This window comes from Chitinophaga rhizophila (assembly GCF_019492185.1).
Lineage (GTDB): Bacteria > Bacteroidota > Bacteroidia > Chitinophagales > Chitinophagaceae > Chitinophaga > Chitinophaga rhizophila.
The window spans coordinates 658,801-680,353 of record NZ_JAICCF010000004.1 but is presented as its reverse complement, the minus strand read 5'-3'; the positions used below and the strand labels follow the sequence as shown (position 1 = coordinate 680,353).

General features: G+C 46.9%; 22 protein-coding genes. 11 read left to right on the top strand and 11 right to left on the bottom strand.

The features are described from left to right. Positions 1 to 24: 24 nt before the first annotated feature. Both K1Y79_RS22720 and katG read right to left on the bottom strand, forming a co-directional pair. On the bottom strand, positions 25 to 852 hold the full coding sequence (locus K1Y79_RS22720; RefSeq protein ID WP_220252491.1) for a hypothetical protein: 828 nt from the start codon (positions 850 to 852) through the stop codon (positions 25 to 27). A gap of 110 nt (positions 853 to 962) precedes the next feature. Then, the gene (gene katG, locus K1Y79_RS22715) at positions 963 to 3,239 is read right to left on the bottom strand and encodes a catalase/peroxidase HPI (protein ID WP_220252490.1); all 2,277 of its coding nucleotides are present in this window, start codon (positions 3,237 to 3,239) and stop codon (positions 963 to 965) included. A 479-nt stretch (positions 3,240 to 3,718) separates the two neighbouring features. Here katG and K1Y79_RS22710 point away from each other — a divergent pair, with 479 nt between their 5' ends. From K1Y79_RS22710 to K1Y79_RS22695, 4 genes are all read left to right on the top strand, one after another. Beyond that, the gene (locus K1Y79_RS22710) at positions 3,719 to 5,059 is read left to right on the top strand and encodes an amidohydrolase family protein (RefSeq protein ID WP_220252489.1); all 1,341 of its coding nucleotides are present in this window, start codon (positions 3,719 to 3,721) and stop codon (positions 5,057 to 5,059) included. 224 nt (positions 5,060 to 5,283) lie between these two features. Then, complete coding sequence (locus tag K1Y79_RS22705) at positions 5,284 to 6,123, top strand: helix-turn-helix domain-containing protein (RefSeq protein WP_220252488.1); 840 nt, start codon at positions 5,284 to 5,286, stop codon at positions 6,121 to 6,123. Positions 6,124 to 6,201: 78 nt separating this feature from the next. Continuing rightward, positions 6,202 to 6,582, top strand: coding sequence for a PH domain-containing protein (locus tag K1Y79_RS22700; protein WP_220252487.1), 381 nt, complete (start codon positions 6,202 to 6,204; stop codon positions 6,580 to 6,582). A 602-nt stretch (positions 6,583 to 7,184) separates the two neighbouring features. Continuing rightward, complete coding sequence (locus K1Y79_RS22695; protein ID WP_220252486.1) at positions 7,185 to 7,415, top strand: DUF4287 domain-containing protein; 231 nt, start codon at positions 7,185 to 7,187, stop codon at positions 7,413 to 7,415. Between the two features lie 24 nt (positions 7,416 to 7,439). Here the strand turns inward: K1Y79_RS22695 and K1Y79_RS22690 are convergent, their stop codons facing one another. From K1Y79_RS22690 to K1Y79_RS22670, 5 genes are all read right to left on the bottom strand, one after another. Continuing rightward, entirely contained in the window at positions 7,440 to 9,473 is a 2,034-nt protein-coding gene (locus K1Y79_RS22690; protein ID WP_220252485.1) for a serine hydrolase, read from the bottom strand. 322 nt (positions 9,474 to 9,795) lie between these two features. Further along, positions 9,796 to 10,797, bottom strand: a complete 1,002-nt coding sequence (locus tag K1Y79_RS22685; protein WP_220252484.1) for a hypothetical protein — start codon at positions 10,795 to 10,797, stop codon at positions 9,796 to 9,798. Positions 10,798 to 10,902: 105 nt separating this feature from the next. Then, complete coding sequence (locus tag K1Y79_RS22680; protein ID WP_220252483.1) at positions 10,903 to 11,481, bottom strand: YdeI/OmpD-associated family protein; 579 nt, start codon at positions 11,479 to 11,481, stop codon at positions 10,903 to 10,905. Between the two features lie 11 nt (positions 11,482 to 11,492). Continuing rightward, positions 11,493 to 11,906: a DUF1761 domain-containing protein gene (locus K1Y79_RS22675; RefSeq protein WP_220252482.1), complete on the bottom strand. Its 414-nt coding sequence runs from the start codon at positions 11,904 to 11,906 to the stop codon at positions 11,493 to 11,495. 79 nt (positions 11,907 to 11,985) lie between these two features. Beyond that, on the bottom strand, positions 11,986 to 12,678 hold the full coding sequence (locus K1Y79_RS22670) for a helix-turn-helix transcriptional regulator (protein WP_220252481.1): 693 nt from the start codon (positions 12,676 to 12,678) through the stop codon (positions 11,986 to 11,988). A gap of 12 nt (positions 12,679 to 12,690) precedes the next feature. On the opposite strand from K1Y79_RS22670, the gene K1Y79_RS22665 reads away from it, so the two are divergent. Both K1Y79_RS22665 and K1Y79_RS22660 read left to right on the top strand, forming a co-directional pair. Beyond that, entirely contained in the window at positions 12,691 to 12,894 is a 204-nt protein-coding gene (locus K1Y79_RS22665) for a hypothetical protein (protein WP_220252480.1), read from the top strand. Positions 12,895 to 13,003: 109 nt separating this feature from the next. Beyond that, positions 13,004 to 13,684 (top strand): hypothetical protein, encoded by a 681-nt coding sequence (locus K1Y79_RS22660; RefSeq protein WP_220252479.1) that lies wholly within the window; start codon positions 13,004 to 13,006, stop codon positions 13,682 to 13,684. On the opposite strand, the gene rpiA is transcribed toward K1Y79_RS22660, so the two are convergent. Then, positions 13,681 to 14,367, bottom strand: coding sequence for a ribose 5-phosphate isomerase A (rpiA, locus tag K1Y79_RS22655; RefSeq protein ID WP_220252478.1), 687 nt, complete (start codon positions 14,365 to 14,367; stop codon positions 13,681 to 13,683). The two genes, K1Y79_RS22660 and rpiA, sit on opposite strands and share 4 nt — an antisense overlap. 145 nt (positions 14,368 to 14,512) lie before the next feature. On the opposite strand from rpiA, the gene K1Y79_RS22650 reads away from it, so the two are divergent. Together K1Y79_RS22650 and K1Y79_RS22645 are read left to right on the top strand one after the other, a co-directional pair. Continuing rightward, positions 14,513 to 14,788, top strand: coding sequence for a DUF7710 domain-containing protein (locus K1Y79_RS22650; RefSeq protein WP_220252477.1), 276 nt, complete (start codon positions 14,513 to 14,515; stop codon positions 14,786 to 14,788). Between the two features lie 263 nt (positions 14,789 to 15,051). Beyond that, a complete protein-coding gene (locus K1Y79_RS22645) occupies positions 15,052 to 15,576 on the top strand; it encodes a GNAT family N-acetyltransferase (RefSeq protein WP_220252476.1) in 525 nt (174 codons plus the stop codon). Positions 15,577 to 15,688: 112 nt separating this feature from the next. Here the strand turns inward: K1Y79_RS22645 and bla are convergent, their stop codons facing one another. The 3 genes from bla to K1Y79_RS22630 all read right to left on the bottom strand — a co-directional run bounded on the left by bla (position 15,689) and on the right by K1Y79_RS22630 (position 17,953). Next, positions 15,689 to 16,543 (bottom strand): subclass B3 metallo-beta-lactamase, encoded by an 855-nt coding sequence (bla, locus tag K1Y79_RS22640; RefSeq protein ID WP_394370782.1) that lies wholly within the window; start codon positions 16,541 to 16,543, stop codon positions 15,689 to 15,691. 124 nt (positions 16,544 to 16,667) lie between these two features. Next, positions 16,668 to 17,636 (bottom strand): SRPBCC domain-containing protein, encoded by a 969-nt coding sequence (locus K1Y79_RS22635; protein ID WP_220252474.1) that lies wholly within the window; start codon positions 17,634 to 17,636, stop codon positions 16,668 to 16,670. Then, a complete protein-coding gene (locus K1Y79_RS22630; protein ID WP_220252473.1) occupies positions 17,633 to 17,953 on the bottom strand; it encodes an ArsR/SmtB family transcription factor in 321 nt (106 codons plus the stop codon). Before K1Y79_RS22630 ends, K1Y79_RS22635 begins: the two co-directional genes overlap by 4 nt. A gap of 186 nt (positions 17,954 to 18,139) precedes the next feature. Here K1Y79_RS22630 and K1Y79_RS22625 point away from each other — a divergent pair, with 186 nt between their 5' ends. The 3 genes from K1Y79_RS22625 to K1Y79_RS22615 all read left to right on the top strand — a co-directional run bounded on the left by K1Y79_RS22625 (position 18,140) and on the right by K1Y79_RS22615 (position 21,546). Further along, positions 18,140 to 18,820: a response regulator transcription factor gene (locus tag K1Y79_RS22625; protein ID WP_220252472.1), complete on the top strand. Its 681-nt coding sequence runs from the start codon at positions 18,140 to 18,142 to the stop codon at positions 18,818 to 18,820. After that, the gene (locus K1Y79_RS22620) at positions 18,821 to 20,173 is read left to right on the top strand and encodes a sensor histidine kinase (protein ID WP_220252471.1); all 1,353 of its coding nucleotides are present in this window, start codon (positions 18,821 to 18,823) and stop codon (positions 20,171 to 20,173) included. A gap of 92 nt (positions 20,174 to 20,265) precedes the next feature. Beyond that, on the top strand, positions 20,266 to 21,546 hold the full coding sequence (locus K1Y79_RS22615) for a TolC family protein (protein ID WP_220252470.1): 1,281 nt from the start codon (positions 20,266 to 20,268) through the stop codon (positions 21,544 to 21,546). The last annotated feature ends 7 nt before the right edge of the window (positions 21,547 to 21,553 follow it).

Sequence of the window (21,553 nt, the reverse complement as noted above, 5' to 3'; positions counted from 1 at the left end):
AGATAAGTACAGCAAAGGACCGTATCATACGGTCCTTTGCTGATTTCTGGCCCGGTATAGTTTCAACAGATATTTCAGTTGCAGTACCGAGGTGTTATAATCGTTGATATCAATATGTACTTGTCCGCCGGGATAGGTATAATGCAGGAACCACCTGGCAGTATTAGCTGACCCCTGCTTTACTACTGAAGGGTTTCTGACATTTCTCCACTCGCTGAATACAGCATTACCCGCCTGAATACCTTTGTTACTGATAATGATCGGTGGCTTCTTCTTTTTACTGTTCCATAGCTTCAGCACTGTCATCAGCCCTATTGCCACCAACAGTATTATACCTGCTATACGCAGTTCCTGCCTCCTTAGAAAGAGGATGGCGCAGGGCAGACAAAGGAAAATTGTCCCTATTTCCACATATATGCCTGAAGCAGAATAGGGGATCACTATCTCCGAAGGAATTGTCAGATCGTCTTCAATACTTTCCTGCTCATAAAACCTTCCCTGCAGGGCCATCCACCTTACCTTGTCAGCAGTGCTGCGGATCTCTGTACGGGTAAACAGGCTATCGTCCGGCCAGATCAGTCCTTGCTCGATAGCGGTCTGCTTTAACTCATGTACATCCCGTACGTGCTCAAACGCCCACAACCGCCATTTGATGACAAAAAAGCTCCAGTACAGGCAGGCCAGTACAATTGACAGTACGATGCCCGTGATCAGCATCCAGGTGGGTATAAGGCCTTGTCTATTGAGGTATATACATCCTCCGGCCGAGGCAGATAGTATTACTATAAAGGGAAATGTAAGTATGAGGTGTCCGCGGGATATCGCTTTTCCTACTGAGATATGCTGGTTCATAGGTATTGGAGGTAACTGCTGGTTGTGACAGCAAAGGTATACAATTACCTACAAAAAAGATAGCCTCCGCTGTAGGGAGGCTATCATATAATTTTACTGCAATTGTTATATTAAGCGATGTCGAATCTGTCGAGGTTAGTCACCTTCGTCCAGGCGGCTACGAAGTCTTTTACAAATTTCTCCTGTGCATCGCCGCTGCCATAGACTTCGGCGATGGCTCTCAGTTCGGCATGAGAACCAAATACCAGATCTGCACGGGTAGCGGTCCATTTCTTCTCGCCTGTTTTCCGGTCATTGCCCTCGTACAGCTCTCTGTCGTCGGAGGCCGCCTTCCAGGCTGTGCTCATGTCCAGCAGGTTGACGAAGAAATCTGTAGTCAGCTGACCCGGACGGGTGGTGAACACACCATGAGTGGAGCCGTCGTAATTGATATTCAGTACACGCAGACCACCTATTAAGACTGTTAATTCAGGGGCTGTCAGTGTCAGCAGGTTCGCCTTGTCTATCAGCAATTCTTCTGTTGCTACCGGATATTTTGGTTTGCGATAGTTACGGAAACCATCTGCAATCGGCTCCAGGTAACTTACTGATTCTACGTCAGTCTGTTCCTGAGAGGCATCGGTACGGCCTCCGGTAAACGGCACCTCCACTTCCTGGCCGGCATCTTTGGCTGCTTTCTCTATACCTGCATTACCTGCCAGTACGATCAGATCTGCCAGTGATACTTTCTTACCACCGCTTTGTGCGCCATTGAAGTCTTTCTGAATATTTTCCAGTACGCCCAGTACCTTCTGCAATTGAGCCGGGTTATTCGCCGCCCAGTCGCGCTGAGGAGCGAGGCGGATACGTGCACCATTACCTCCGCCACGCTTATCAGAGCCACGGAAGGTAGAAATGGAAGCCCATGCTGTTGATACCAGCTCTGACACGCTCAGGCCTGATTCCAGTACTTTAGCTTTCAGTGTATTCAGGTCATTGTCATCAACTAACGGGTGATCAACAGCCGGAAGTGGATCCTGCCAGAGCAGGTCTTCTGCCGGTACTTCAGGGCCGAGATAACGTACCTTCGGACCCATATCACGGTGCGTCAGTTTAAACCATGCACGTGCAAATGCATCAGCAAATGCATCTGCATCTTCCAGGAAGCGGCGGGATATTTTTTCATATTCCGGATCGAAGCGCAAAGACAGATCTGTAGTCAGCATGGTCGGTCTGTGCTTCTTATTGTTATCATATGCATCAGGTATAATATCGTCTGCATTCTTAGCTACCCACTGGTGTGCACCTGCAGGACTTTTGGTCAGCTCCCATTCAAAACCGAAGAGGTTCTCAAAGAAGTTATTGCTCCACTGTGTCGGTGTTGTTGTCCAGGTTACTTCCAGACCACTGGTGATAGTGTCTGCTCCTTTACCGGAACCATAACTATTAGACCAACCAAGTCCCTGCAGTTCCAGGTCAGCTGCTTCCGGTTCTTTACCTACATGGGTAGCCGGAGCTGCACCATGGGTCTTACCAAAGCTATGTCCGCCTGCAATCAGGGCCACTGTCTCTTCATCATTCATGGCCATTCTGCCGAAGGTATCCCTGATATCTTTGGCTGCTGCAATCGGATCCGGGTTACCATCCGGTCCTTCGGGATTCACATAGATCAATCCCATCTGCACTGCTGCCAGTGGTTTTTCCAGGTCGCGTGTATGGATATCTCCATCTGCATCATCATCAGAAGAAACCACCCCATGATCTTCCACTACTCCGGGAGAGCCGTGCGAATAACGCATATCGCCTCCCAGCCAGGTGTTTTCAGAGCCCCAGTATACATCTTCATCTGCTTCCCACTTATCTTCACGTCCTCCGGCAAAGCCAAATGTCTTAAAGCCCATAGATTCCAATGCCACATTACCTGTCAGTATCAGCAGGTCAGCCCATGATAAATTACGGCCATATTTCTGCTTGATCGGCCATAATAATCTGCGTGCTTTATCCAGGCTTACATTGTCCGGCCAGCTGTTCAGCGGTGCGAAACGTTGTTGTCCTGAACCTGCGCCGCCACGACCATCAAATACACGGTAGGTACCGGCGCTATGCCAGGCCATCCTGACAAACAGCGGACCGTAGTGACCAAAATCTGCCGGCCACCAGTCCTGTGAATCTGTCATGAGTGCATGAAGGTCTTTCTTCACTGCCTCAAGATCAAGCTTACTGAAGGCTTCCGCATAATTGAACGCGTCTCCCATCGGATTGGAAGCCGGTGTATGCTGACGAAGGATGCCTAATTTCAGCTGGTGCGGCCACCAATCACGGTTCCTGGTGCCACCGCCACCAACGTTATGTTGCATAGTGCCATTTAAGTACGGGCATTTACTGATGTCGTTTGGATCTGTTCCCATTGTTTCGAGTTTATGGAATTGAAATGTATAACAAACTTGCGTCTGGTTATTTATATATCAGAATGCTAAAGTCAGGACTTTGAGGAAATAAACAAAAACAATTAAATTTATAATCACATAGTTTAAATCTATGAGGCTTGCTGGTGAAATAACTAATGTGGTGTATCAAACAATCTATTCTACCGCTCCTGCTACACGAAATAAACAGCATCATCAGTAATATACCTCTCTACAGGCAACTACCTCCTTTCCGCTACAGGTTAATTATCTGCCTGCACACAGAAATACAGCCTTCTATCTGTACAATATGCCTGCGTCTCATTGCCGGTCTTTTTTTGCTGAATAAATATAAGGATATATGGTCACAGTGGCAAAGCCTTTTCCAACTCTACTTATTTATAAATTTTACAGGAAATGTTATAAAACTTACTCATATCCCAGTCCGGGCGCATCTATCTTTGATGGAAACACCTGTCACCATGCGACCGACTCATATTACCAGGAAGGATTTTATCAGAAACTCAGCCCTTGCTGCCTTTGGTGCTGGACTTACCCCAGCCCTGATGGCCAATGCGGCAACAGAGGAAGCTATTGCAGACAATGCCCCCGCTATGGCAGGCAACACCATGAAATTAAAGAATGTAAGACTGGAAACCGGGTTTGAATATGAAGGGGAAGAAGTGATTGCTACCACCACAGACCTGTTTTGCATAGAGATCAATGATGGTAAATTTACTGCTATATTACCCAACGATCCCAAAGCCAGGGCTATTGATGCAAAAGGCTTACTGCTACTGCCTGCATTCAGGGATATGCATATTCACCTCGACAAAACCTTCTACGGTGGTCCATGGCAGGCTGCCAGAAAAAGACAGGGTGGTGTCAAAGGTATGATTGCACTCGAACAGCAGATCCTTCCCCAGATGCTGAAAACCTCCACTGCACATGCTGAACGCCTCATTGAATTGTTACAATCCTGCGGCTCAGACTTTGCCAGAAGTCATGTGAATATTGAACCTACCTCTAAGCTTGATTCTCTTAAACATCTGCAGAAAGCCCTGGAAAATAAGAAGGACACATTTAGTGCAGAACTGGTCGCCTTTCCGCAACACGGACTATATTACACAGATGCGAAGCCATATATGAAGGAAGCCGCAAAGATGAACATCGACTTTATCGGTGGTGTAGATCCGTATTCTCTCGATGGCGAGATTGCTAAGCCGATGGACTTCATCATACAACTGGCGCTTGATAACAACAAAGGGGTCGATATCCACCTGCACGAAGCCGGAGAATCGGGCCTGAAAACTGTCGAGTACCTGATAGACCGCGTCAATGAAAATCCTGTACTAAAAGGAAAGACATTCCTCAGTCACTGTTTTGTACTAGGTAAACTGCCGCCATCCAGGCAGGAAGAGATAGCCGACAAACTTGCACAGGCGCAGATCGGTATTATGTCTACTATTCCTTTCGGCGGCCTGATTATGCCCATTCCCACATTATACAAGTATGGTGTTAAAGTAGCAACGGGCAATGACAGTATCATTGATCACTGGAACACCTGGGGTTCAGGCAGTGTATTACAAAAGGCAAACCTGATGGCACAGTTATATGGCTATTCTACAGAATTGCTGTTATCGCGCAGCCTGCGACTGGCCACCTGCGATGTGCTTCCACTGGATGACAAAGGTAACAGGCAATGGCCGGCTAAAGGGGATGTAGCCAGTGCGGTATTGATCGATGCCAGCTGCTCCGCAGAAGCCGTTTCCAGAGTCTCTCCTGTGAAGTCACTCATCCATCAGGGTACACTTGTTTTCTAGTTAAACACAGACTGCCATGATGATCAAAACACTACACGCAGCTAGTTAGTACATGTCGCAGCTGCTGATAACTTACAGTGTTGACATTAAGCTGCTGGACCATAGATAAAGACAGCATTTCACCATTGCAGCATGCTAAGGAGGCTGGCTATACCGGCATTGTGCAGATACTGACTGTCCGCCAGACGTTGTTGTGCTATAGTATTTTTGAGTAATTTCGCCGGGTGCATCAGAAAGATCATTTCCCGGTATTGCGTATACAGGCATTCAGTCAGAATCCATCTTCCGACTGTACGGTCCTGTTTCATGAACTACACGGTGAACGCGCTATTGAAGAGGCGCATAAACACGACTTTCTTATCGCAATACTATTTGAAAGGGGAGCAGGCACTCATACTATCGATTTCGTTGCCCATCCGATACAAAGTAATCAGCTGCACCTGCTATTTCCAGGACAGGTACATGCCTGGAATATACAACACGACACGGTCGGTTACCAGCTGATGATAGGACAGGAACTCCTGGATGTTTTCCTGACTAATCTGCGTTTCGCAGCCGCATTTTATCACCGGCATCCAGTGATGGATATTCCGGGTAGTACATTCGGCCACCTGCTGTATGAATTTAAATCTATACAGCAGGAACTGCATGCAGACAAGCCCTTCACACAGATGATCAGTGCCCGGCTGGGCGTGATTGGCCTGCTGATAAGCAGGGTGGCCGCAGCGCTCTTTCAGGATACAGATATATATAGCGCGAATCCTGTCCTGTCCAGGTTTGTGAACCTGATAGACCAGCATTTCCGCGAACAGCGTTCCGTTGCATTCTATGCGGCTGCAATAGGCATCTCGGCCAATTACCTGAACATGATCTGCAAAAAAGAACTGCACGTTGCTGCCTCTTCCCTGATCCAGGACAGGGTATTGCTGGAAGCAAAAAGACTGCTGAAAGCCTCGCGTATGACCGTGAAGGAAATCGTATTTGATCTCGGCTTTTACGATCATGCTAATTTCTCCAAATTCTTTAAGGCCCATACCGGCATGACGCCATCAGAATTTAAATAACTCCCATATTGCCTGTTTTGTATAAATTACTATCTTGGGTAATTATACCATTTACCTATACACTATTAAACCACTACAATGGGACTTTTTTCAGGCTTACTGGGGAATGCTGGCGCAGTAGATCAGGCGCAGCTCATGAAGGATTATAGCAAACTTTTGACCCCTACAGAAACTATCGAACTGGGTTTCAAACTGATCAGGGACACATTTATTTTTACTAACAAACGGATCATCCTTGTAGACAAACAAGGTATCACCGGTAGTAAAGTTGAATACCTCAGCGTCACTTACAAAAGCATTTCAAGGTTCAGTATCGAAACCGCAGGCACCTTCGACCTGGACGCAGAACTGAAAATCTGGGTCTCAAGCGAAATACAGCCTAGTATCCGCAAGCAATTCAACAAGTCGGTAGACGTATACGAAGTCCAGAAATTACTGGCACAACACGTACTGGGTTAATTTTCAGGCTAACTGACTGTCTGCCATAAGGCTGCCCGTTATCTGCTGATATCCTGAACCGGAAACGCTTCAAGGTTATAGCAGGATAGCCGGCAGCCTTTTTATTGGCTACACCTGCCGGCTGACCAAATATCTCCCCTTATCGGCTAAATTCTTCTAATCTACTGTAAGACAATATTTTATATTCTACGGGTGCCTTGATCCATTTCGTGGTACATACACAGTCATATAAACCGGCCGTCGAAATGGTAGTGGCCAGGATACGACTCTCTTAGGTCTTTGTCTTTATGCTTACCCATCACTAAGAGGTCACTTCAAGGGCACTTCAATATCCCCGGGATATTGAAGTGCCCTTGAAGTGACCTCTTAGCATGGCTAAAATATCGAATATCAGTCCTGATCAGGCAGGCCAGAAGGCATCATTCGCCAGGAATAACGACGTGTTCGCCATCGGGATAGTATCTCGCCTGAAAAAGGGGGTTGCCCGGTGTGGCATCGTCCCGCCATGACTGCGGATGTCATAAATACCCCGCTTAAATGTCCTGTCTGCCTATTATAGAAATGCCTTCCACCTGGTATCTTTGGCAGTAAAAAAAGGCACTATGTCATTTCAGGCTTATCTCGACAATATCCAGGCAAAAACAGGTAAGAGTCCGGCGGATTTTAAACAACTTGCAGAAGCGAAAGGCTTTCTCGTAAAGGGGAAATTAGGCGATGGTGTAAAAGCAGGCCAGATCGTGCAGTGGCTCAAAGATGACTTTGATCTTGGTCATGGACATGCTATGGCTTTGTTTGCACTCTTTAAAGGCACGAAGAAAGAAGGAGATCAGTAAAGGGCGGCTACCGCCAACTGCCAGCTAATGCATGGCGGTTGGCGGAGCAGCCTGCTTGCCTTCTACAAGGAACTTGCGCAGATTCTCCAGCAGATCGTCTGAGGTATTGGAGTTTGTAAATACCACGTACCCTGATTTCAGGTCTTTGTACATCTCAAAGATGCATTTAAAGTCACCATTGTTGCCTCCATGTCCGAAAGTTTTTCCAAACGGCGTTTCTCTTATCTGGAGGCTCATACCCATATACGTTGGGACAGTTGGCTTCTTTGGATGTTCGTCAAAGTTATACTCCGAGTGCCTGGAAAAAATGGTATCATACATAGCATGAGAGAGTCCTTTTTCCTCCAGCAGGTATAACATAAACCTGGTGAAGATCTTTGCTTCGGTATGCATACTCCAGGCCATGCCCGGCGCTTCCGGCAGATCGTTTTTATTAGGCAGTTTGTCCAGATGACCGTACGCCACCACCCGTTGCAGGGAGTCATTCCTGGAAAAGAATGTATGATAGAGGCCAATGGGCGCAATGACCTCTTCCTGTAACACCTGCTCTACCTGCTTACCTGTGATTTTTTCAACGACCAGTTTCAGGTATTCAAACCCTTCGCCTGAGTAATTAAAGGCAGTACCCGGTGTAAACCGCAGGTTCAGTTTGCCGTCAGGGTTCATCCAGCGCCAGTTCGGGAAGCCGGTACGATGTGTTAATACATGCCTCGCTGTGATTAGTTTATAACGTTCATCATGGGCAATGTCTTTGTAAGGCAGGTATTCATACAGTGGCTTATCCAGGTTAATGATGCCGCGTTCCGCCAGGCGTTCCACTGCAAAGGCGAATACTGGTTTTGTTACAGATGCGGCTTCAAATAGGGTATTGTCATTTACCTGCTCACCCGTCATGGCATTAGATACGCCATAGGTATGGTGGTAGATCAGCTTACCGTCTTTAATCAATGCCAGGGACACTCCGGGGATGCCGTAATATTGCCGGTAAGTCTCAATGAAGTTGTCTACAGCTGTGGCGCTGGCAGGTGTGAAATCAGCCAGTAATAACCCTTTATCGCCAATCAGATCAGGCATAGGGGCATAGGCTAGTGTCAGATCGGGTGCGGTAGTCTGTTTTCCGGACCGGGCTTTCACCATTACCGGCGATTGCTGTGTGGCGGAATATCGCTGGTCATTGTTACTGAAAAAGGTATCCGGAAGAGAAAGTTCATAGGTACCCTCGGGGAGGGCAACCTGGTATTTTCCCAGGGAATCGACCGCTGTCGTGAGCCAACAGCCCGGTCTTGTCTTTGACTGTAACCGTACAAGGCCGGGGATACGCTGCTGTTCTGTACCATTCCATTTCAATCTTCCGGATATGTCAGCCATTTTTGCCTGTGCCGGCAGGAAGATGACATCTCCCAGACTGGCAGCATTAGCATACTTATTAATCCCTTTTCCCCAGCCGGACCAGGAAAAGCTGCTGTCCCTATCCATGTCAAAGACATATACGTCAACACCGATTGTCTTTCCCACTTGCAGCTCATTACCCAGACGGATCCGCCATTCATAATACCGGGTGCTGCCACGCTGTACCATGGCTACCTCCATCATATCCCAGGTAGCTGCGCTGGCCACAGGATCATAGAAAGATTTACTGATATTTTTCAGGTGCTGCGTGTACAGGAAAGAGGCAACGCCAGACCCTTTCATCAGGTGACGTGTATCTATACTCAGTTCCAGCCCGTCCTGTGTGTTCCAGCGTACTGCTTGGCTGGAGTCCTGCATAAAATCATCATCAGTGATGGTGAACGCCATATACAATGACTGACTGGCGAGATCATACCCCAGCTGAAAGAAGCCGGAATAGTCGGCGTCATTGCGGGGTTTCGTGTCTGATGGCGATAGTGCAATGTTATACCTGACGGCTGTTGAAGGCCAGTCGGCCAGATCGCCGTCAATCTTAATTGTCTTCATCGGGTAAGCATAGGCAATGCTGCCATTATGGGCGAATACGGGTATGCTGAACAGCATAAACAGCAAATACAGGCAGATTCCTTTTGGGGCCGGGATTGACATGGTTGATTGTTTAGTATGTAATGACAACTGGTTTTGGCAACGCTGTAAATAAGCTGATGATTAAATCCCCTTCAGTACTTTACCAGGTATGCCCGGAAAGAAGAAGTGTATAACAAGCTGCGGGTCTTGGTCAGCCAGCGGCTAACTGGGAGGATTGTGCTGGTCTGCCAGAGTAAGTAGCGTCACCGCAATATGATCCAGCAAGCCGCCGTTCCTCATAATAGACGCTGGGTAGCTGAAAAGGTTGCAGGAAACGGAAAAAAGAGGACAGGACGGAATAGAAACTATCCCGTCGAATAAGATATTACCTGATATGAATGATTTATAGTGCTTTTATGCTCTTGCTGAATTTATGTTCACGGTATTCTGCCCGTCTCCGGTCAAGCATCGCTTTGATCTTTTCATAATTGTCGGTGGTGTATTCAATTTGGTTGAGCTTATCGGTCACCTCCTGACTGAAGTACCTGTCTTTATCCTGTTGATCAGTAAGCATGGTAAAAGCGAAGTCCCGTGCATATATCACATCGAAGCTGCTGAGATTATTGATGTAGGCATGTACAAATGGGTATTCGGCAGCAAAATCGCCTTTGTTGATATACCCTCTTCCCAAAGCACGGATCCATTCTGTAATAGGTTGCGTTCCTGCTTTGATATCACGCAGGACCTGGGCGGTAGTTTCGTTGGCTTTGACCAGGTCATTATCGATAGCCCAGTGGAGGAACATCAGTTCTTCCGTCTTATAGTGGTTATGGGTCTTCAAGAAGGTATCGAACGTACCGTACAGGTGTTCGTAGTACATATGGAAGAGAGGCATGTCGAAAGATAACGACAGCGATATATCATTGACGCTTTGATCATCACCATATTCGATTCTCCAGGCGATAGATCTGGCTTCATCCAGCATTATTTTCCACCGGTAAAAGCTTTCGCTGCCATCGTCATTCAGCCAGGTAGGGGATATGTCGCTGCTTTTAAGGCCGGGCGCTCCCAGCTTCGATACGAGGGTATCAAAGTCATGGTTGAAATCTATGCCCTGCGGGAAGACAGTTTTGGACTTATTATTATGCCACCTGACCTCTGCCAGTACGGGCACGAAGATGCCCTTTTTGTCTCCGGGAATAGGAGGGTAGCCTGTGAGGTAAGTATCTATTCTGAAGAGGAGATTGAACCCCAGTTTCTTATTTTCCACCCAATAAGACAGATCACTGGAGCGGTTGGATATATTGGGCTTCTTAGGGTATTTGAACCCGTTGGTGTCGATAAAGTCCTTGATCCTTTCATCATCAATCCTGAGTCCGATCAGGTTGGCAAGTGTATTAAACATATCTCGAGTTTTTGTGCAGGGATAGTGTGGCTGCGCAAATTAGAAATAAATTTTATAAAAGCCAGTCGTCCGCTCAGGTAGAGATGATGGGAGGTTAGATGATGTTCAGAACTGCTTGGGTTTCAATTGTTGCCCCGCCTTGGAAGCGATCTCTGTGATGCGTTGCTGCCTGGTCTCTGGCCGTTTAGCCAGGACCAGCCATTGCAGCATTGCCTTTTTGGTGCTTTTGCTTAATCCTGCGAAGAAGGCCTTTGCACCTTTGTGTAATCTGAATGCTTTTTCCAGGTCCGGAGGGATGATCAGCTCTTCCACCTCGTCTAATATGTTCCAGGAGCCATTCTTTTTAGCGATTTCAATACTGGTATATCCGGCAGTAGTCATCAGGTTGTCTGCTATCAATTGGGCTACTTTGGCCTTATTGATTTTGGACCATACGCTGGTAGGTTTCCGGCGCGTCATGAGTTGCAGGAATTTCTGGTCATCCAGGGGCCTGGACGTACTGTCGATCCAGCCGAAACAAAGGGCTTCATCGACGGTATCGCTGCGGCTGATGGTAGCAATACCGGTGTTTTTACGGTACAGGATCAGGTAGACAGATTGTTGGGTGTCATGATTTTTTTCCAGCCATTGCCTCCACTGTTCCCGGTTAGCCGGATAAAACGTTTCGATGCCTTTTGTTTCCATGGTGTGAGGTTTTATTTCATGATGATAATGATCATACTTACTATCAGGATCCCCGTCAGGTGATATACCCCACTGATGATACCATATAGAATGGGGCGGGGGATATTGGGATTGATGGCGATGTTAACCGTATTGGCAAACAGATACCCGATTCCTACTAACAGAGAGAATTGTACAGCCTCCATAACTGATGATATATTCAGTGCATAGATCAGCCATGCACTTGCGATAGTGATGACGAGCGCACACAATGCCGGGCCGGCAATAAAGATAGGCTTATTAGGTAATGTCTCGTGCTCTTTACCCAGGGATTTCCTGTAAGGTTTGGGAAAGAAAACGGTGAACCATAGTGCCCCCAGTACGAAATAAACAATAAAAGCGATGGATACACTGATCCAGTTAAAGTTTGCCAGTTGATTGACCATAGAATAGCATATTTAATGTTGCTACAGCAAAACTATAACCGCCTTGTGACAGCCCTGTGTCAGGGGTCTGAAAATTATTTTACCGGGGTTGATCAAAGAACTCCTGCAGCGTCATGGAGTGGGGAGTGAACTGCTCCTCCTGTATATAGACCTGTTGTATCCTGTCGAGGCGGAAATACCGGAAGGACTTTCTTAACCGGCACCAGGCTACCAGCAGCCAGTTTTCCTGTGTGCTCAGAAGAGCAAAGGGTTCAATCAGGCGGGTAGAGGTCTGTTGCTGTTCGTTGGTATAGCTGATCTTAGCCAGGCGGAAGTTGGTCAGTGCATATTGCAGGTCTGACAGGTTGTTGCTGTTTCTTTCCTTGTTGATATTCTGTGAGAACCTTGTACGGTCGGCCAGCAGATTAGCTTTGTCTTTCACACTATGTCCCAGTACCGCCTTGATCTTTTCGATAGCTTCTGAGTAATCTTTCACGAAGGACGCATCTTTATTGTTCAGCACCAGCTGTTCCGCCAGAATCAGGGCATTTGCCTGCTGTTCAGTGAACATGACCGGCGGAATACGGTAACCTTCCATCAGCGTATAACCTTTACCTTCTTCTGTAAGGATAGGTACTCCTGCCTGCTCAAGTGCTTTAATATCCCGGTAGATGGTCCGGACACTGACGGAGAATTTGGCAGCCAGTTCGGATGCCGTTAACAGCCGCTTGGTTTGCAGGCGGGTAAGTATTGCGGTAAGCCGGGAGAGCCGGGAAGTATCGTTATCGTTCATAATGCCAGCTTGATGATGATTGGTGTGTTGCGCCGGCGCAAAGGTATGGCGGATTGGGTAAAGATCGGCTTTACTCCTGTAAAGGCCGGCAGGCAGCTTGATGATGATTGGTGTGTTGCGCCGGCGCAAAGGTATGGCGGATTGAGTAAAGATCGGCTTTACTCCTGTAAAGGCCGGCAGGCAATTGAATGGCGTAACGGTGGCGATGAGTACTGACCCTCATTAACCCCGGATTTTCGGTTCCCCACGTTGTAATTTGCCTATTTTGGTGGAAATATCCCTGTTCATCGTATTAATATCAACTTAACTTATCCCTTTTCACACCATGCGTTTTTTCACGTTATTGCTTATTGCTGTACTGCTGATCTCCTGTTACAACAAGCGTCAGGGCATCCCTGAAAACAAGCGCAACTATCTGAAGGATGCTGCCACTGTACCTTTAGGGAAATGTTTTCATGAAGATTTTGCATTTATGGAGTTTGCCCATCTGAATGCAGATACGGTCACCAAGGCTATTGCTGCCGCCAACAGAAAATACTTCGGGGCAGCGTTTGATACCCCTGAGATCCGGGATTCTATACACACCTGGCTGAAAGACAATTACTTTAGTAAGAAGACTTACGAGGAGAAAGAGTGGATATTGTTTGACAAGGTGGATACTACACGTTTTACCACAGGCTATCATTCAGTCTATGGTTTGAATAGTCTGGGCATAGATCTGATGTACCGCAACGATATCTGTTATACGGAATACCTGGGTAGCAAAGGAGTTTACGAATATCGGCGCAAGAGTGGCGGGAACTGGTATTCACAAGACAAGACCCTGGTTAAGGTAGTCTGTGATTTTAACATTGATCTTACCTACACCCCTCACTGGTTTATTTTCTCATCATCCCAGCGGGAGTATTACCGTATTACACTGAGGGATACGGCCAGCGTGTATTCTACTTTCGACGATAATTACTACCGGGAGAACCTGTCAGCCGGTGCTCATTCCTCACCTTAAGCCGGGTCTATATATTGTACACCACTTTCTCCGGCTATTATCGCCTGGTGAGCCATGTTATAAAACAGGGAGTGACCAGCAATACCGGGTATCATATTAAGCTGTATATCCAGTTCTGGCAGCGCGGGAAACGCGTCAAAGTGAAGGTCTGCCAGCAGGTTACCGTTGTCAGATACAACAGCGCCGGTCTTGGAAGTGCTGACCCTTTGTACAAACCTGGCGTCGGGGTAGCGTATCTGTAGCTGTCTCCTGACGATCTCCAGCGCCTGCGGCAGTATTTCCAAAGCGATAGGATATTTCGGGTCAAGCACATGTTGGTATTTGCTGGCATCGCCCAGCAGGACAAATCTGTTGGCAGCTCCGGCCAGGATCTTTTCCGTTACATGTATGCCGCCGCCGCTTTTGAGGGCATTCAGTTGTTTGTCAAATACGTCGCACCCGTCAAAGTACAGGTCCAGCCGGCTGATAAGCGCCGGAGCAACTACCCGGAAGCCTTTTTTGTATAGCAGTACAGTAGTATCAAAGGAAGAAGATGTAACCGTCAGCGCGTCCATCATTTCCGGAGACGCGGCCAGAGCTTCGGCCAGATAAGCGATGGTTTGTCCGCCGCCGAGGCCAATGGTTTGTCCTGCGATGATCATTGTTGCAGCAGCTGTTGCTGCATCTAATTTATAGTCTGGCATTGGAGAGGTGTGTGAATGAATAATATGGATGGCGATAGCCGGCGGGAAAAATAGTCATTTTATTTTACTTTCGGGAGGTGGTCGGCCACTTACTGCCAGGGAAACATCAGTGTTGATAGGCCAAAATAAATAATCAGGATGTAGAATGAATCAAGAGATAGTCTGGGTATTTCATGGAATGAATAGCCGGTTTTCGGGCGGCATTTTTACGACTCTGCCGTTGGCAGAGGATTGGATTGCAAAGCATCGGCTTACAGGTCTATTGACCGCCTATCCGCTGGATACCGGCATATATGATTGGGCAATAGCCGGAGGACTTTTCGAGCCGAAGAAGCCGGAGCATGATAGCCCGAATTTTATAGGAGGCTTTACGACCGCCGGGCAGGAACACCAGCATTATGAGGATGGGAAGCGTAGTTAAGCGTTAGCGGTGCTATGAATCTGACGCAGTCCGTTGTTAGTGAGCCGCATGCCATACCACTATCCAATAAAATAATGGACTTTTTCAGCCGGAATCGTTAATTTACGGTAACAAAACTAACGCCTCTGCGCTTAATGGCTCATATCAGGCTCCTTACATGGCCTGGAATTGTATGATAACGGGCGGCATATAACGCCCTCTTAAGATCGCCTTTGCTAGGGCGATCAGGTTGTTATTACCTCATACAATTCAACAATTACCAAATGTTCAGATTAGAAACGGACCGGCTGATGCTGATCCCTTTATCCCAAGACCTGCTTCAATGCTGGCAGGAGGACCGCGCAACGATGGAAACAGCGCTGGGACTGTACGTCTCTGCTATGGAGATAACGCCGGAGTATGTTGCCGAAATTCAGGATGCACTGAATAATTTCTGGCTGCCACAGACAGCGGCACATCCGGTAGATTATGCCTGGTATACCAACTGGGAAATAGTGCTGAGAGCCCGGAATATATCAATTGGCGGTATCGGTTTTGCCGGAGAGGCCGACGAAAACGGGGCTGTAGAAACCGGCTTTATGCTTGATGCAGCTTGTCATGGGCATGGATATGCTGCGGAGGCGCTGAAGGCTATGGTAACATGGGCCTTTACAGATCCGAGGGTAGAAGTCATCACCGCACGCACCTATGAGCACAACCACCCCGCACAAAGGCTGTTGTGTCGCGCAGGTTTTATACGTGGAGCCACTACAGATGAATTGATCACTTACCGCCTTGAGCGGAGGTAGCCGAGTATTAAAATAAAGCTCCCCAGCTATAGTGCGGGGGAGCTGCTATAAATAGTCAGTTTTATTGATCACTGCGTGCGCAGGATGGATCATTTGTAGCCTGGGAGCAGCCTTAACGTGCCGTTTTGAGTTTCTGCTGATATCTGGCCTGTAGTTCCTTCAGTGCAGCATCGTAGCCCGTGCGGTCTTTGAAAGCAGCGGGATTATATGGCGCGCCCGGACGATGTTTTTTGTGGAAATCAAATTGGCTGGCATGAGAAGAAAGCCACAGGTCAAATTGCAGCCCTTTCATAGCCTGTAGTGTATACGCATAATCTTTACCTACTTCCGGATACCTGGGCATACCCGCCAGATTAGTTTCATCGAGAATTGAAGGCATATTGGCGATCAGCACTTTGTAGGTGCGTGTGGAGTCTTTCACATCAAACAGGAAGCTGCTGGCACCGGGTGTATGGCCGGGATGATGCAGCATGGTGATAATCATACCACCAAGCTGGATGGTGTCTTTATCTTGTAGCAGTCGGTCTGCTTTGACAGGCAGGAATGTGCTGCCTTTGCCGCCCATGACATAGTCGGAGTTGCCGCCATCTGCCAGCACAGCAGCATCTTTGGCATTGATCAGCATGCGCGCGTTTGTCTGCCTTTTGATAGCAGCCATCGCCCCAACATGGTCATAATGCGCGTGCGTTGTCAGCAGTACACGGATATCTTTAAACTGAAAGCCCAGTTTCTTTACATGGGCTTTGATAAGGGGTTCAGAATCGGCAGTACCGGTATTGATAAGTATATGCCCCTGCGGGGTAGTGATGAGATAGATGCCCAGATCATAGGTGCCGACGAAATACAGGTTACCTGCTATGCGGAAGGGCGGGTAATCTTTCGACCATTCTTTGTTAACATAGGGTAGTGGTCTTAGTTGCTGTGCGACCGTCTGCTGTGATATACCAGCAGCGAGGGTAGCTATCATGGTAAGTGATAACAGGTTTTTGTGAAAGTTCATGCGTAAGGCTTTTATAGGATTCGAAAATAGCTAAATAAGGAAAGGGTGTATCAAAGTTTTGATACACCCTTTCTATGTAGTTGATGAGAGGTTAATTAACGGTTTGGAAATTCACCATCCAGTTGATACCGAATTTATCTGTAAACGAGCCATAGTAAGCGCCAAAGAACATGTCTTGCAGCGGCATGGTGATGTTGCCCCCTTCTGAAAGAGCATCAAAAATACGCTTGGTTTCTTCCCTGGTTGCAGGTTCGAGGTTGATATGCATATTGTTCCCTGGTGTAAGTGTAAAGCCCATTTCCTTCGGAGCGTCGGTGGCCATAAGTATTACGCCGCCTATTAAAGGTAGTTCAGCGTGAAGGACCATATGTTTGATATTCTCTGCTACCGGCGGATTACCTGCTTCAGCCGGTATGTCGCCAAAACGCTGGATGCCGTTAACAAATGTGGTATTGAATACAGATTTGTAGAAGCTCAGGGCTTCCTCTGTATTACCGGGGAAGTTGACGTAGAATGACGTTCTTGCTTTATTATTGGGTTTCTTCTGCTTTCTCAGATAAAACTGTGACTTAATGTAGGCGTCGAGATTTTCAAGTCCGGCAGTAAATCCTTCTTTAAAGCCCATTGTGAGTAGCGATTCAAGGTCTGCCAGTTCGTTGAACTGTAATTCGACATTTACGACAGTGCTTTCATCCGCATGACTATTGAATTTGTTTTCCCACTGAACGCGGGGTTTACTGTCATTGATCTCTCCGTTTTCATTGCAGAAGGCGTCAATTCCAGCGAAGCTTTTCTCAGGATGGACGGATGCGTAATCAAATACAGCCCAATGTTTATCTCCCTCGGGGCCAATCATTGCGTACAGCCATCTGCCTCCTTCTCTGAAGTCAAGAGATTTGGTTTCTGCCCTGTAAGGCTTTGGTGCCCACCATTGGTCAAGAATCTCTGCTTCTGTCCAGGCTGCCCAAACCAGGTCAACGGGTGCATTGAAAGAACGGTCTACTTTGATTTTGTTATTGACTTTGTCTACAACAAAATCAAAAAGGATTGCTTTGTTCATTTCTTATTTTTTTGGAGGTTCGATAATACATCGTCAAGTTGATCAAACCGGGTTTCCCACAGCTTCCGGAACTGCTCCAGCCATTTGTCAATTTCCTTCATCTTCTGGATTTCAAGGTGATAAAAGATCTCTCTTCCCTGGTGTTCCTGTTTCAATAGCTCACATTCCGTCAGGATGCGCAGGTGTTTGGAGATGGCTTGCCGGGTCGTATCAAAATGCTCGGCTATACCGTTGGGGGTCATAGCCTGCATGGCAAGTAATGCGATAATAGCTCTCCTGGTAGGGTCTGCTATGGCTTGGAATATATCTCTTCTCATGTTAGCTATGCTTTAAGAAACCGGTTGGTTGCAAATATATATGCAACCGTTTGTTTTCGCAAATTTATTTCTGCTGATCTTATCTACCGTTGTTTTAATCAGATTTTAATCCAGGAAGCCTATTTTTGCTTTTTGCTGTCTTCCGGAAGGAAGGGATCAGGATTGTTGATTAAAAGCGTATTATAGATGGCAAGTGTTCTATTAGTTGAAGATGATCCGCAGGTAATCGCCTTTATCAAAAAAGGGCTTAATGAACATTCCTTTAATGTTACCGCTGCCAGCAAAGGCTACGATGGCATTGAAGAAGCGATGTCTGCTCCCTATGATATTATTATTCTTGATATTATGCTACCGGATATTTCTGGTTTGCAGGTGTGTCAGTTGCTGCGTCAGCGGAAGAATATATCACCGATTATCATCCTTAGCGCCCTGGATAGCTCGCTGGAGAAAGTAGAAGGTCTAAAGGCTGGTGCGGATGACTATCTTAGCAAACCTTTCCTGTTTGAGGAACTGCTTGCAAGGATAGAAGCACAGCTCAGGCGTGTGGACTTTGTAAAAGGCATTACCAACCTCCATTCCTATGGGGGTGTTACTATTAATACAGACGAGAAGACGGCTTTCAGGGACGGCATCAAACTGGAGCTGTCTCCACTTGAGTACAAATTACTACTGTACCTGATGCGCAACCGCGAGAAAGCGCTTGCCAGGATACGTATTGCGCAATCGGTCTGGAATATGGACTTTGAATCCAATACGAATATTGTAGATGTGTATATTAACTTCCTGCGTAAGAAGATTGACAAAGGTTTCAGTGAACCTTTGATTCATACGGTAAAAGGGACAGGTTACATGTTCAAACAAATGTAAATGAGTCTCAGAAGAAAACTTTCTCTTAGGTCCGGCTTACTGTTTTTCCTCACTACGCTGATCATTACAGTTGGTACCTACCAGCTTTTCCGGTATGCCATCGAGCAGGCTTACCGGCAGAAGCTGTTAGGTATTGCCATGTTGTCTGCGCACTTCTACCTGGAAAAGGACGAGGTGAATGAAGTTATTCATAAGTCCATCGAGAAAGAGTTCAAAAAGATCTCTGATGAGGCCATCCGGTTATATCGTACCGACAGCACCATATACATAGATGATTCTATCAGGTTCAAAGCGCCTGACGAGGTCATTGCTGAGACTATTGCCAATGGGAAAGTCTTCTTCAAAGTAGGGAAGCGCTACTTCCTGTCCCTGCTCTATAAAGATAACGAGGGCGACTTCGTGATTATGGTATCCGGCTTGAATAAGCCTGGTCAGGAGCAGATGTTACTACTGCAGAAGATGCTGCTATTGGCCGGCCTCGCCGGAATGACGGTACACGTGGTACTATCTGTGGTTCTTGCCCGGCGCACGTTCAGGCCTTTTTATCACCTGATAGAGCAGGTCAGGTCAATCCGGGAGAATGACCTGCATGTGCGGCTCAACTATCCCTCCGGAAATGAAGATGAGATCAAGGCGCTGATCAATGAATTTAACTATCTGCTCAGCCGTATTGAGTCCAGTGTAAAAGTACAGCGCAACTTTCTGAAGAATGCCACGCATGAAATCAAGACCCCGCTGGCTATAATCATTGGTGATATCGAAGTGGCGCTTCAAAGCAGCCGTACCAATGAAGAATATGTGTCTCTCCTGGATTCCCTTAAAAGAAATGCATTACATCTCAGGTCTATCCTGAATAGCCTGATGACGCTGTCTCATATCGAAGTGACATCCGCGGAACTGATCACGGTGTTTCGTATAGACGAAATCATCTGGCAGGTGGTGGAAAAGAAAATGATCGAGTACCGGGACCGGAAGATTAATGTAGCATTTGACGCCGGACTAGACTCAAACGAAGACCTATTGTCAGTAAAGGGCAACAGGGACCTGATCTTCATAGCCATTAATAATATTGTAGACAATGCCCTTAAATACTCTGATGCGCCCGTAGATATCAAAATAGACGCTACAACGGCACCGTTGAATATCCGTATCATCGATCATGGTATGGGTATCCCGCAGGACCAGTTTGAAGCGATATTTGACATGTTTTACCGCGTGCCGGAAAGCCGTCGTATACCTGGTCACGGTATCGGCCTCTATCTCACAAAACAGATCCTTTTACTGAGCAATATTGCCATCAAGCTGGATAGTGAACCTGGCAAAGGCACAGTATTTACACTCCGCTTTCCGTGACCGCTTTAATCGAATTTTAATCTGCCTTAAAAAGGCCATTAATCTGCCTGGGATACTTTCGCATAAAAATCAGTGAAGTGACTGAATTGCTTATGCGAAGATTTATTGTCATTATTATCTTATCCGGGTTGTCCTTCAGCTGTCTTGCAGCCACACCACAGGATACACTTTATTACACCAGCGATCACATTGAGAAGGTTTTCCTTGAAAATAATCTCCTGCTCCTGGCTGAAAAGCTGAATGTAGATCAGGCGCAGGCCCGGGTAATACAAGCCGGTGCCTGGCCGAATCCTACTTTCACACTGGATGAGATACAGGTCTATAAAAATAGCACTACTGATCAGATTCCTCCGTTGTTTGGCAACTTCTGGAGAGACCGTAACGTGGCGGCCCAGCTCGAACAGCTGATCTTCACCGCACGCAAGCGCAGGAAGAATATCACCCTGGCCGCTGATAGCAAGGAAATGGCAGAAACAGTGCTGAAAGACCTGTTACTGACGCTGAAGACTGAATTAAGACAAACCGTAGCGGATGTGTTCTATATCCAGCAGGTACGTGATAGCTGGTACGTGCAGCTCGAAGAGATTGGAAAGCTGGTTCGCGCTCATCAGAGTCAGTATAGCACAGGGTATATATCGGAAGCGGAATTACTCAGGCTGAAAGCATTAGAAGTATCATTACACAGCAGCATTATCGAATTAGAGGAAGAGATGTCTGAAAAACAGAATAGTCTCAGAAATCTCCTGTTTATCCCGCCTACCAGCCACCTGGTCGTAACTGATACACTTGCTGTCAACAAACCCGCGGCTATAGTGGCACACCATTCACTGGCAGACCTGCTGAAGCTGTCAGAACAAAACTCCCAGTTAAAAATTACCCAGTCTCAGTTAAAGGTAAGCGAGTCACAGCTGGCGGTTGAGAAAGCCAATGCAGTACCTAATATTTCACTGATTGCCAGTTACGACAGAAACGGTAGTGTGATGCGCGACTTCGTAGGCGTAGGTGTATCTATGGATCTGCCTTTCTTCGACCGCAATAAGGGTAATATAAGGGCAGCCCAATATGCAGTGTCCCAAAGTCACCTGCTGGAGAAAAATAAGCGCTCGGAAGTGCAGAATGCTATAGCCAGGGCGTGGAATGACCTGCGACTGTTCACCAACCTGTATGAGAAGATCGATAAGCATTACATCAGCAGGATAGATACCATCACATTTGCTATCAGTAAGAATTTTGCACAACATAATATCAGTCTGCTGGAGTTCCTGGACTACTATGAATCCTTCCGGGAAAGCAAGCAGCAGTATTATCAGGCAATCAGAAACATTATCAATAAAAAAGCAGAGCTGAACTACCTGACAGGAGAGGAGCTTTAAATATATA